The sequence below is a fragment of the Micromonospora sp. DT4 genome (genome assembly GCF_049841675.1).
In the GTDB taxonomy this organism is placed as follows: domain Bacteria; phylum Actinomycetota; class Actinomycetes; order Mycobacteriales; family Micromonosporaceae; genus Micromonospora.
In genome coordinates this window covers 1-12030 of the sequence record NZ_JBNCKT010000138.1, presented here as the reverse complement: position 1 = coordinate 12030, position 12030 = coordinate 1, and the positions used below count along the sequence as shown (strand labels likewise).

The following is a 12030-nucleotide window of genomic DNA, read 5'->3' as shown; positions in this document are numbered from 1 at the left end:
GGGCGATGGCCCGACAGTCACCGGTGCACTCGAACCCCGATCGGCCCGAGTGAGACAAGGGTGCACCAATGAGCGGTACGAGAGGACAGAGGATGGAGATGGTCTTGGAGGCCGACCGGCTGGGCAAGCGGTACGGCAGAACGTGGGCACTACGGGACTGTTCGCTGCACCTTCCGGCCGGCCGGATCGCCGCGCTGGTCGGGCCCAATGGCGCGGGCAAGAGCACGTTGCTGCACCTGGCCGTCGGGCTACTCAAGCCGGACGAGGGCGCGGTACGGGTGTTCGGCAGGTCGCCGTACGGCGACACTGATGGGCTGGCCGACATCGGGTTCGTCGCCCAGGACACGCCGCTGTACCGGGACTTCACCGCCGCCGAGCTGGTCATCGCCGGAGGCAAGCTGAACAGGAGGTGGGACGAGGCGCTGGCCCGGACCCGGTTGGCGCAGCTCGGGATACCGCCCGACAAGCCGGTCGGCAAACTCTCCGGCGGGCAACGGGCCCAGGTGGCGCTCGCCCTCGCGCTGGCCAAACAACCCCGGCTGCTGCTGCTCGACGAGCCGGTTGCCAGCCTCGATCCGCTGGCCCGGCGGGAGTTCCTCCAGTCGCTGATGGGCAGCGTGGCGGACTCCGGGACCACCGTTCTGCTCTCCTCGCACCTGCTGGCCGACCTGGAGCGCGTCTGCGACTACCTGATCGTGCTCAACGCCGCCCAGGTGCAGCTCACCGGCTCGGTCGACGACCTGGTGGCCGCGCACCGGCAGCTCGTCGGCCCGCGGCACGACGGCGGTCCGATCGGGGGCGTCGCGCACGTGGTCCGGGCCAGCCACACCGACCGGCAGTCCACGCTGTTGGTGCGCACCGACGGCCCCGTCACCGACCCCGCCTGGACGGTGCGCGAGGTCAGCCTGGAGGACGTCGTCCTGGCGTACCTGGCGGACGGCGTCGCGCAGACCAGTCACAGCGAGTGGGGGGTGGCGGCATGATCTGGCTGACCTGGCGGCAACACCGCAAGCTGGCGTTCTACACCCTGCTGGGATTCCTGGTGCTCGCCGCCGTGCTGGTGCCGATCGGCCTGTCGATGCGGCACACCTTCGCCGACCTCGGGTTGGCGGAGTGTCTACGCCCGTCCGCCCTCAGCGAGGCTGCCGCACAGACCTGTGACGTGGGCCTGCGCCGTTTCAGCGACCGGTACGACAGTTTGAACCTGGTGGCGGTGCTGCTGATCACCCTGCCGGTGCTGGTCGGCCTGTTCTGGGGCGCACCGCTGGTTGCTCGCGAGGTGGAGCAGGGTACGCACCGGTTCGTCTGGACCCAGGGCGTCGGCCGCACCCGCTGGGCGCTGGTGAAGTTCGGGCTGGTCGGTGGTGCTGTCGTGCTCCTCGCGGTCGGCTACGGACTGGGCATGTCGTGGTGGGTCGAACCGCTCACCCAGGCCGCGCACGAGGGCCGACTCGGCGTGATCGTCTTCGACCTGCAGGGCACCGTGCCGATCGGCTACACCCTCTTCGCCGTGGCGCTCGGCATCTTCGCCGGCACCATCTTCAAGCGGATGCTGCCCGCCATGGGCATCACCCTGGCCGGGTTCATCGGCGTACGGGCGGCGGTGGAGATCCTGGCCCGACCGCACTACCAGCCCGCCCGCACCCAGACCTTCCCGATCGAGGGGCCTGGGATTCCAGAGGGAGACCGGGGCAACTGGGTTCTCGCCGTGGGAATCCGCGACGCCGACGGAACGATGGTCGCGGAGAACACCCGGATCCAGTGCCCGCCGGGTGGCAAGGGCCCGGACGGCCGAGCCTGCGGCGCCGACCTGGGTCTCGGGCCGGGCGCGTACAACTGGGAGATGTACCAGCCGGCGGACCGGTTCTGGTTGTTCCAGAGCATCGAGACGGGCATCTTCGTCGCCCTCGCCGTGCTCCTGCTCTACCTCGCCGTCCGTCGGGTCCGCCGGATCGCGTAATCGGGGCGGGTGATCGCCGAAGCCACGGGGGCCTCGGCGATCACCCATCCATCCCGACGCTGGTCGACTCGATCGTTGGCGGCTCAGCAGCACGACGGCCGGCGTGTCGAGCCGCTCAGCCGCCAACGATCACCGATTACGCCGGCCTCAGCGGCCCAACCGCCGGTACCGGGCGACCGAGAGCGGCAGGAAGATCCCCTAGACCGGCTCGGCGGGACCCGACGGACCGGCGACGCCGACGTTGAGCGGATCGGCCAGCAGCTTGTCGAAGGCCAGCTCGGCGGCGCCGATCAGGACGGCGTCACGGCCGAGCGCCGCCGCGCGCAGCCGCAGGTGCTCACGGGAGGCCGGCAGCGGCATGGCGTCCAGCCGCCGCCGCACCGTGTCCGCGCCGGCGATGTAGATGTCGCGCAGCGAGCCACCGAACACCACGGCGTCGGGATTGACCACGTTCACCAGATTGGCGACGCCGAAGCCGAGCCAGTCGGCGACCTGCTCGACGGCGGCGAGGGCGGTCGGGTCGCCGTCCGCCGCCGCGCGCAGGACATCGGCCACGGCCGCGCGGTCGTCGGGGTCGCGGCCGGCGTGCCGCAGCAGCGCGACCTCGGAGATCTCGGTCTCCCAGCAGCCGCGGGAGCCACACCCGCACGGCAGGCCGTTCGGGTTGACCACCATGTGACCGACCTTGCCGCTGTGGCCCCGGTGACCGACCATCAGCCGGCCACCGACCACGATGCCGGCGCTGATGCCCAGGTCGCCGTGCAGGTAGATGAGGTCGTCGATGCCGGGTGCCACGCCCCGGATGTGCTCGGCCAGGCCCGCGATGTCGGCCAGGTCCCCGGCCACGAATCCGGGACAGGCGGTGAGCTCGGCCTCGAGCACCGCGCTGAGGCCCTCTTCGACGCCGACGATCCGCAGCCCGCCGTCGGCGTCGCGGGTGGTGTCGGTGACGGCGACCGCTCCCCCGACCAGCAGCGCGTCGGGGGCGACGGTGCGCTCCATTCCGCGGACGAGGTCGGCCAGCGGGCGGACGGCGTCGATGGCCGACATGCCGCCGGGACGAGGTACCTCTCGCAGGTCGAGGATGCGACCGCCGAGGCCGATTAGCGCCGCCCGCAGCCGGTCCGCGTCGATGCTGAGCGCGTGCGCGTAGACCCGGTCGGAGCGGGGGCTGACCACGAGGGAGGGACGGCCGGCGCGGCGACCCGTGGTTGGCGCCTCCTCGGTGACGAGACCGCTGGCGGTCAGGTCGGCGGCGAGGGCGCCGATGGTGCTGCGGTTGAGGCCGAGACGGCTGGTCAGCTCGGCCCGCGACGTCGGCCCGTGCAGGTGCACGTACCGCAGTACGGCGCCGAGGTTCTGCCGTCGGATCTCCTCCTGGCTGGCGCCGGGGACCGGAGGCAGCGGAATGTCGAGGTTACGACCGACGCCGGTTGGCCTGGACCGGACTGGTGCCGCCACGGTCAGACCTCCTTCCGGGTCGATGCCGGGTGAACGACGAGGCACGGACGCCGATGGGTCCCGGAAGAGGAGACCCGGGACCCATCGGCGTTGCTGCCTACCGCGCGGTGATTACTTGGTGAGCGGCGCGAGCTTCGGGTCGCTGGCGTACGCCTCGACCACGTTCGCCTTGGTGACGGCGACCGGCGGGAGCAGGAACGTGTCGACGACCTTGCTGCCGTTGTTGTAGGACTTGGTGTCGTTCACCTGCGGGGTGTTACCGGCCTGGAGAGCCTTGACCATGTTGATGGTCTCCTTCACCAGGTTGCGGGTGTCCTTGTTGATCGTCATGTACTGCTCACCCTTGACGATCGACTTGACCGACTCCACCTCGGAGTCCTGACCGGTGACCACCGGGGTCGGCTTGCCAGCGCCCTTGACCGAGGTCAGAATCGCGCGGGCCAGGGTGTCGTTCGGGGAGAGGACGCCGTCCAGCTCCTTGCTGCCGTAGGTCGAGGTCAGCAGCTGGTCCATGCGGGCCTGCGCACCCTCGGCCTTCCAGCCCTGGATGGCGGTCTGCTTGACGTCCTTCTGACCCGAGGCGATGACGACGTTGCCCTTGTCGATCTCCGGCTTGAGCACGTCCATCGCGCCGTTGAAGAAGACACCGGCGTTGTTGTCGTCCGGCGAACCGGAGAACAGCTCGACGTTGTACGGGCCGTTCGGCTTCTTGGCCTTCATGCCGTCCAGCAGGGCCTGGCCCTGGAACTGGCCGACCTTGAAGTTGTCGAACGCGACGTAGTAGTCGAGGTCCGGCGTGTTGGTGATGAGCCGGTCGTACGCGATCACCTTGGCGCCGGCGGCGTGGGCGGCCGCGACCTGGGTCGCCAGCTGCGCGGCGTCGGTCGCGCCGATGACGATGACCTTGGCGCCCTTGGTGGTCATGGCGGTGATCTGGGCCTGCTGGTCGGCGACCGTGGTCGACGCGCCGGCGTACTGCACGTCAGCCTGGAAACCGGACTCCTTGAGACCCTTGGTGAACAGGTCACCGGCGAGGACCCAGTTCTCCGAGGTCTTGGCCGGCAGGGCGACACCGATCAGGGAGTTCGCCGCGAAGCCCTTGGCGTCGCCGCCACCCGAGCTGCCGGAGTCGCCGTCGCGGCCGGAGCCGCAGCCGGCCAGGGCCAGCATGGCGGCGGCACTGATGGCCACCACCGACGTACCGAAGATTCTACGCATGGTGAGGACTTGCCCTTCTGGATGTGAGACGGGTGGAGAGGTTGGTGGCCGTCAGCCGGACACCGCTGCCTTGGCGGGCTCGCGCTCCGCGTCCGGCGGTGAGGCGGGTGGGGTGGAGCCCTCGCGGTGGAACGGCCGCATCAGGCTCCCGATGATGGAGAAGCGCCCCTGGCTCTTGTTGTAGACGTCGATCGCGACGGCCAGCAGCAGGACCAGGCCCTTGATGATCTGGACCTGGTCGGTGCCGACGCCCATCAGTTGCAGGCCGTTGTTGAGTACGGCCATGACGAGGCCACCGACGATCGAGCCGCTGATGGTGCCGATACCGCCGGAGACGGCCGCGCCACCGATGAAGACAGCGGCGATGGCGTCCAGCTCCCAGCCGTTGCCGTCCTGCGGCCCGGAGGCCGCCGAGCGGGCCACGAAGATCATGCCGGCCAGCGCGGCCAGGACGGACATGTTCATCATGACGAAGAAGTTGACCCGCTTGAGCTTCACGCCGGACAGCTCGGCCGCCCGGGAGTTGCCGCCCACCGCGTAGATGTGCCGACCGCCGGCAGTGTTGCGGGTGTAGAAGGAGTACGCGATGACCAGCGCCACCAGGATGATGCCCGAGATCGGGAAGCTGGTGCCGACGCGACCACTGGCGAAGCGCAGCGCCGCGAAGGCGATCGCGCCGACCATGACGGCCATCCGCAGGATCGAGATCCACATCGGGGCCGGATCGGCGTCCATCTCCCGGCGGGTCTTGCGGGCCTGAAGCTCGCGCCACACGACGGCCACCGCGGCGGCCAGGCCGAGCAGCAGCGTCGCGTTGTTGTAGCCGGTGTTCGGCCCGAACTCGGGCAGGAAGCCGGCGCCGATCTTCCGGAAGCCCTCCGGCACCGGGATCGTGTTGGCGTTACCGATGAACTGGTTGCCGCCGCGGAACAGCAGCATGCCGGCCAGCGTGACGATGAACGCCGGCACCCCGATGTACGCCACCCAGAAGCCCTGCCAGGCGCCGATGATCGCGCCGATCGCGAGGCCGAACAGGATGGCGAGGGGCCAGGGCAGGTCCCACTCGGCCATCGACTTGGCGACCAGGATGCCCGCGAAGGCGGCGACCGAGCCGACCGACAGGTCGATGTGCCCGGCGACGATCACCATGAGCATGCCGATGGCCAGGATCAGGATGTACGAGTTCTGCTGGAACAGCGCGATCAGGTTGTCCGACCGCAGGGTGAGACCGTCGGTCAGGATCTGGAACAGGACGACGATCGCCACCAGGGTGAAGATCATCCCGAACTGGCGGGCGTTGGAGGTCGTACCTCCAAACAGGTTCTTCTGAAGGTCCTTGATACGGCTCATCGGGTGGCCAACTTCTTCGTCGAGGTCATCTGCTTCATGAGGGTCTCCGGGCCCGCGTCCGCCCGAGCGATCTCGCCCGTGATGGCGCCTTCGAACACGGTGTAGATGCGGTCGCAGAGCCCGATCAGCTCAGGCAGTTCCGAGGAGATGACGATGACGCCCTTCCCCTCGTCGGCGAGCCGCTGGATGATGCCGTAGATCTCGTACTTGGCGCCCACGTCGATACCGCGGGTCGGTTCGTCGAGGATCAACAGGTCCGGGTCGGTGAACATCCACTTGGCCAGGACGACCTTCTGCTGGTTGCCACCGGAGAGCTTGGAAACGCCCTCGTCGACCGTCGGCGCCTTGGTCCGCAACTCCTTGCGGTACGCCTCGGCCGCCTGGTACTCCTCGACCTCGTTCAGCACGCCGTGGTGCGAGATCTTGGACAGCTTGGCGGCCACCGTCGACGTCTTGATGTCGTCGAGCAGGTTGAGGCCGATCGCCTTGCGGTCCTCGCTGACGTACGCGAGCCCGTTGTCGATGGCGTCCGCCACCGACTTCAGGACGATCTCCTTGCCGTCCTTGATGATCGTTCCCGACTCGTACACCCCGTAGGAGCGGCCGAAGACGCTCATCGCGAGTTCGGTACGGCCCGCGCCCATGAGGCCGGCGAAGCCGACGATCTCGCCGCGGCGCACCACGAAGCTCTCGTTCTTGCAGACCTGTCGCTCGGCGGAGATCGGGTGCCGGACGTTCCAGTTGCGGACCTCGAAGAAGACCTCGCCGATCTTCGGGGTGTGGTCCGGGAAACGGCTGCTCAGCTCGCGACCGACCATACCCCGCACGATCCGGTCCTCGTCGACCCCGTCCGCCTTGACGTCGAGGGTCTCCACGGTCCGGCCGTCGCGCAGGATGGTGATGTGGTCGGCGATCGCCTCGATCTCGTTCAGCTTGTGCGAGATCATGATCGAGGTGATGCCGCGGGAGCGGAAGCCGCGCAGCAGGTCCAGCAGGTGCCGGGAGTCGGCCTCGTTCAGCGCGGCCGTCGGCTCGTCCAGGATGAGCAGCTTCACGTCCTTGGCGAACGCCTTCGCGATCTCCACGAGCTGCTGCTTACCGACGCCGATGTCCTTGACCAGGGTGTCCGGGTCTTCTTCCAGACCGACCCGGGCCATCAGGTCCAGCGCCATCCGGTTCCCGGCCTTCCAGTCGATCGCGCCCCGCTTGCGCGGTTCGTTACCGAGGAAGATGTTCTCGGCGATCGACATCCCGGGAATGAGCGCGAGCTCCTGGTGGATGATCACAATTCCGGCGCTCTCGCTCGCCCGGATGTCGGAGAACTTGCTCTCCGACCCCTGGTAGACGATCTGGCCGTCGTAGCTGCCGTACGGGTAGACCCCGCTGAGCACCTTCATCAGCGTGGACTTGCCCGCCCCGTTCTCGCCGCAGATGGCATGGATCTCGCCGGCGCGAACCACCAGGTTGACGTCGGAGAGGGCCTTGACTCCGGGGAACTCCTTGGTGATGGAACGCATCTCAAGGAGGATCGGCACGTCGCTCATCGCTCGTACCACCTCGCCAACGTCATCGGTTGCCTCCGGAAGGTTGAACCTTCACTTGGTTTTGTTGTCGACGGCAACGTATTGCGGTGACCAGGCCATCCGCAAGGCGAGGGAGTGTTGAAAATGTAACAATCCGGCAATATAGACGAAGCAGAGTATTTGCCCGTCACAGCCGCTTCAATACTCGCTGATGCACCATGGCCTGCTTCTGGCAACGTTGTCAAATTCTGGGCGGCGGGCCGATCGGCCCCGATCATCGCCAACAGGCCCGCCACCAGGCACGATCCACGGCGGCTGGTACGGATATCGGTGGACCTCCACCGCAGCGCCATCGAACGATCATGATCAAGCCGCGCCACCGCCGCCACGTCAAGGATGCCCCGACCACCCGCGGCCCGCGATGTGACCCACGCCTCCACCGGACGACGGGATCGACGGCTGTCGTCACATCACTTCCACCATCAGGGGCCGATCGGCGACTTGACGTCCGCTTGGTCCGGGTCGAGCCCGAGCCGACCGGTCAGCTCGGGCGCAGCACCGCCTTGATCACCCCGTCCTCCCGACGGTCGAAGCTGCGGTACAGCTCCGGCGCGCAGCTGGCCCACCGGCACGGTTACGACGTGCTGCTGGACGCCGCCGCGTTCGCCGCGACGAACCGGTTGGACCTGCGCCGTCCGACCCGACTTCGTCTGTCTGAGCTGGTAAAAGCTCTTCGGCTACCCGACCGGCGTCGGTGCCCTGCTGGCGCGCCGTGACGCGCTGGCCCGGCTGCGCCGTCCGTGGTTCTCCGGTGGCACCATCCGCGCGGTCAGGGTGCAGGGCGACTGGCACCGCTCGATGGACGACGAGTCGGCCTTCGAGGACGGCACGCTCAACTTCCTGAGCATCCCGGACGTGGAGTTCGGGCTGCGGTGGCTCGACTCGATCGGCGTGGACCTCGTGCACAGCCGGGTCAGCCTGCTCACCGACTGGTTGCTGGGCCACCTGACGGCGCTGCGGCATCGCACCGGCCAACCGCTGGCGCGGGTCTACGGGCCAAGCACGGGCGAGGGCCGGGGCGCGACCGTGACGTTCAACGTCCTGCGCCCCGACGGCGCCCCGGTGGACGAGCGGCTCGTCGCCGGAAAGCCGCCGCGGCCGGTTTCTCCCTGCGTACCGGGTGCTTCTGCAATCCGGGCGCGGGCGAGGGTGCGTTCGGGATCACCCGGCAGACGCTGCGGCGACGTCTGCTCGCCCAGATCGGCACGATCGACGAGTACCTCGACGCGCTGCGGCTGCCGACCGGCGGCGCGGTCCGCGTCTCGTTCGGTCTGGCGTCCACGGCGGCCGATGCCGAACGCTTCGTCGCCTTCGTGGAGTCGTCCTACCTGGGCCGGGACGGCGTTGCCGGACCGCCGCTGCCGCCCCGGCTACGGTGCTGACACGCCCACGGGCTAGCCGACCTGGGCCACCGGCGCCGGACGGTGCTTGATCTCCTCCATGAACGCGAACCGGACGGTCAGGTCGGCGAGCGTCGCCCCCTCCCGCCAGGCCGAGGCCACCTGGGCGACCTGGACCAGGTCCATGCAGTCGCCACGCGCCAGCACCTCGCCCGACGACCGGAGGTCGATCATGAAGTAGCGGGCCTGCGAGCCCAGCCCGACGCACACCACACCCTCGTCGGAGTGCAGCTCGGCGCTGGTGAACCGGCCGCGCCCCCGCTCGGGAGCGGTCACCCGGCCGATGTCGAGCAGGTGGCGGGCAGCGGTCTCGATGAGCGCGGGGGCGAGGCCACCCCGCTCGACCAGGTCCGGGTAGAGGCGCACACCCAGCGCCGTCGACGCGTCGCTCATGACTGACTCCCACTTCCTTGTGACAGAGACCAGCAGCACGCAGGTTACGGGGAGGTTTCCTGCGGACCTCGTCATCCTGTCCCGCGTGGACGCTCCACGGCAATAGGAAGGGTCGATTCGACCGCTATCGAGGGATGCGGTCAGGCGGTAACGGACCCTCACGGCATTGGAAACACCCTCGCCTCCCTCGCCCTCCCGGGACAGTCCGACCGGGCCGAGGCCGCCATCGGCCCGCTCACCTGGGAGGACGAGTTCAACGCCCCGGCCGGAACGCCCGTCGACCAGAACAAGTGGCGCTTCGACATCGGCTGCGGCTGGGGCAACACCGAGCGGCAGTACCACACCGACAGCACCAGCAACGCCGTACACGACGGTCAGGGCAACCTCGTCATCACGGCCCGCCGGGAGAACCCCGCCAACTACCAGTGCCACTACGGCCGCTGCGAGTACCCCTCCGCCCGACTGCTGACCGCCGCGACCTTCACCCAGACGTACGGCCGCTTCGAGGCCCGCATCAAGATCCCGCGCGGCCAGGGCATCTGGGCATCTGGCCGGCGTTCTGGATGCTCGGCACCGGCGGGTGGCCCGACGCCCGGCACCACGCGGCTCCGGGGAGCGCAGAGCGGGCGCTGCATCGACATCCCGAGCGCCAACCCGGTGGAGGGCGCCAAGCTACAGATCTGGGACTGCAACACGACCGCGGCGCAGGCGTGGACCTTCGCCTCCGACGGGACCGTCCGGTCCCGCTTCTGACGAGACCGGCGTGATCGGGTGGGCCGTCCGACGGACGGCTCACCCGCTCGTGCGGCATCTCACCCCACGGCGGTCCACCTCGATTCGGTCGGGCAACCACACTGTGACCGCTATGTTCGGCTTAGTCCGAATAGCCGTTATGGGAGTGAGCCCATGTCGCACCACCTCGACACCCCCCTTGCCGCCCAGGGCGGCCAGCTCTACATCGACGACCTGTACGTCTTCGACGGTGACCGCACCACCGTGTTCGTCATGGACGTCAACAGCTCGGTGACCAAGGCCGACATCAAGCGCGGCTTCCACGCCGAGGCCCGCTACGAGTTCAAGATTCACTTCAACGGCTCGGACATGGAGGAGCTGACCTACCGATTCGCGTTCGGTGAGCCGGACGGCACCGCCACCCAGACCCTGGAGCTGTACGAACTCACCGGCGCGGACGCCCGTGACGACGCCGCTATGGGCACTCCCATCGCCCAGGGCAGGACCGGCGAGGTGACGACCGGGCAGCGCGTCCGGATCTGGGCGGGCCGGATCGCCGACCCGTTCTACATCGACCTCGACGAACTCAACACCATCAACGGCGCGGTCAAGAACGGCGCGAAGGTGGACCGCTCGGCGTGGCGGGCAGACCAGGCCAAGAACAGCTTCGCCGGCACCACCGTCGAGTCGATCGTCCTGGAGGTCTCCCACGACGAGCCGCTGCTGCGCGAGGGCACCGAGATCGGCGTCTGGTGTCGAACCCTGCTCGCCACCGACGCGGGCGGATGGCGGCAGATCAACCGCGCCGGTCACCCCATGATGTGGCCCGTTTTCTGGCCGCACGACACCGACTTCTCGGACCCGGCGAACTTCCGGCACCCCAGCCAGGACCTACCCGAGGACGGGGAGGGGATCGCCAAGGCGGTCGCCGGGGTCGTCGCGGCGAACGGCACCGCGCCGGACCCCCAGGCGTACGGCTGGAGCGTCGCCCGGGTGCTCTACCCCGATGTGCTGTCGTACACGGTGGGCACGGCCGCGAACTACGGCTTCGCGGTCCACAACGGGCGCACCATGGCCGACAACGCCCCCGAGGTGATGTTCTCCCTGATTCTCAACACCGGTACGACGTCGGGCCTCACCGCCGACGTCACGAAGTCGGCTCGCGCCGACGCGTTCCCGTACGTGGTGCCGGCCTGATCACTGACCGAACCCCGGCCGGGTGACAGCGGTTCTTTTGACCGTTTCATGCAGTTTCGCGCAGTTATTCTCTGACTCGCATCCGTTGGGCGATTCAGATAGGAGACTTGATGCGCAGGAAACTTCTCGCGGGCGTGGCCGGCATCGCCGCCACCCTCGCTCTCGCCGGACCGGCCGTCGCCGACACGACGGGCGACACGATCGTGACCCTCACCGTCGACGCCGCTGGTGGTCTCTCGATCACGGTACCGGCGACGGCGAACATCGGGCACGGCGTGGAGGGGTCGACCGTCACCGGTCAACTCGGCCCGGTCACCGTGCTGGACCAGCGCGGTTCGCTCACCCCGAACTGGACCACCACCGTCATCTCCACCGACTTCACCACGGGCGGCGGCACGTCCGGGGAGACGATCCCGAACATCAACGTCCTGTACTGGTCCGGTCCCGCGACGGCGACCGCCGGTGGGGGAACGTTCACTCCGGGGCAGCCCACCGCCGCCCATCAGGTGATCATCAACGTACCGCGCACGGCGATGAGCCACACCGGTGGGACAGGCAACAACTTCGCCACCTGGAACCCCACGCTGTCGGTGAACATTCCGGTCGGCACCGTCCAGGGTGTCTACACGGGGACGGTGACGCATTCGGTGTTCTAAGAACGACCGGCAATAGGCGTCACTTGAGTCGGCGGGTTGTCGGTCGGGTGTCCCAGCGATAGAGCGTGCGGGCTCGGTGG

12 protein-coding genes are annotated in these 12030 nt (G+C 68.7%); 7 read left to right on the top strand and 5 right to left on the bottom strand.

The window, feature by feature from the left end:
- The first annotated feature begins 92 nt into the window (after window positions 1-92).
- Window positions 93-983 carry an ABC transporter ATP-binding protein gene (locus ACLQ24_RS25985; RefSeq protein WP_425894324.1) on the top strand — a complete coding sequence of 297 codons (891 nt, stop codon included), beginning with the start codon at window positions 93-95 and terminating at the stop codon, window positions 981-983.
- Window positions 980-1960, top strand: a complete 981-nt coding sequence (locus ACLQ24_RS25980; protein ID WP_425894323.1) for an ABC transporter permease — start codon at window positions 980-982, stop codon at window positions 1958-1960. Before ACLQ24_RS25985 ends, ACLQ24_RS25980 begins: the two co-directional genes overlap by 4 nt.
- Before the next feature lie 198 nt (window positions 1961-2158).
- On the opposite strand, the gene ACLQ24_RS25975 is transcribed toward ACLQ24_RS25980, so the two are convergent.
- From ACLQ24_RS25975 to mmsA, 4 genes are all read right to left on the bottom strand, one after another.
- Window positions 2159-3466, bottom strand: coding sequence for an ROK family transcriptional regulator (locus ACLQ24_RS25975; protein WP_425894322.1), 1308 nt, complete (start codon window positions 3464-3466; stop codon window positions 2159-2161).
- A 66-nt stretch (window positions 3467-3532) separates the two neighbouring features.
- Window positions 3533-4639, bottom strand: a complete 1107-nt coding sequence (locus tag ACLQ24_RS25970) for a substrate-binding domain-containing protein (RefSeq protein ID WP_425894321.1) — start codon at window positions 4637-4639, stop codon at window positions 3533-3535.
- Window positions 4640-4690: 51 nt separating this feature from the next.
- Entirely contained in the window at window positions 4691-5989 is a 1299-nt protein-coding gene (gene mmsB, locus ACLQ24_RS25965) for a multiple monosaccharide ABC transporter permease (protein WP_425894320.1), read from the bottom strand.
- Window positions 5986-7533, bottom strand: a complete 1548-nt coding sequence (mmsA, locus tag ACLQ24_RS25960) for a multiple monosaccharide ABC transporter ATP-binding protein (RefSeq protein WP_425894319.1) — start codon at window positions 7531-7533, stop codon at window positions 5986-5988. The genes mmsB and mmsA overlap by 4 nt, the downstream gene beginning before the upstream one ends.
- A gap of 491 nt (window positions 7534-8024) precedes the next feature.
- Between mmsA and ACLQ24_RS25955 the strand changes: the two genes are divergently transcribed.
- Window positions 8025-8288 carry a hypothetical protein gene (locus ACLQ24_RS25955; RefSeq protein ID WP_425894318.1) on the top strand — a complete coding sequence of 88 codons (264 nt, stop codon included), beginning with the start codon at window positions 8025-8027 and terminating at the stop codon, window positions 8286-8288.
- Window positions 8272-8970, top strand: coding sequence for an aminotransferase class V-fold PLP-dependent enzyme (locus tag ACLQ24_RS25950; protein ID WP_425894326.1), 699 nt, complete (start codon window positions 8272-8274; stop codon window positions 8968-8970). The genes ACLQ24_RS25955 and ACLQ24_RS25950 overlap by 17 nt, the downstream gene beginning before the upstream one ends.
- Here the strand turns inward: ACLQ24_RS25950 and ACLQ24_RS25945 are convergent.
- Window positions 8967-9365 carry a hypothetical protein gene (locus ACLQ24_RS25945; protein WP_425894317.1) on the bottom strand — a complete coding sequence of 133 codons (399 nt, stop codon included), beginning with the start codon at window positions 9363-9365 and terminating at the stop codon, window positions 8967-8969. The two genes, ACLQ24_RS25950 and ACLQ24_RS25945, sit on opposite strands and share 4 nt — an antisense overlap.
- Before the next feature lie 102 nt (window positions 9366-9467).
- Between ACLQ24_RS25945 and ACLQ24_RS25940 the strand changes: the two genes are divergently transcribed.
- The 3 genes from ACLQ24_RS25940 (at window position 9468) to ACLQ24_RS25930 (ending at window position 11950) form a co-directional block, all read left to right on the top strand.
- Entirely contained in the window at window positions 9468-10118 is a 651-nt protein-coding gene (locus ACLQ24_RS25940; protein ID WP_425894325.1) for a ricin-type beta-trefoil lectin domain protein, read from the top strand.
- Window positions 10119-10271: 153 nt separating this feature from the next.
- Complete coding sequence (locus tag ACLQ24_RS25935) at window positions 10272-11294, top strand: DUF4331 family protein (RefSeq protein WP_425894316.1); 1023 nt, start codon at window positions 10272-10274, stop codon at window positions 11292-11294.
- A gap of 110 nt (window positions 11295-11404) precedes the next feature.
- Window positions 11405-11950, top strand: coding sequence for a hypothetical protein (locus ACLQ24_RS25930; protein ID WP_425894315.1), 546 nt, complete (start codon window positions 11405-11407; stop codon window positions 11948-11950).
- Window positions 11951-12030: the final 80 nt, after the last annotated feature.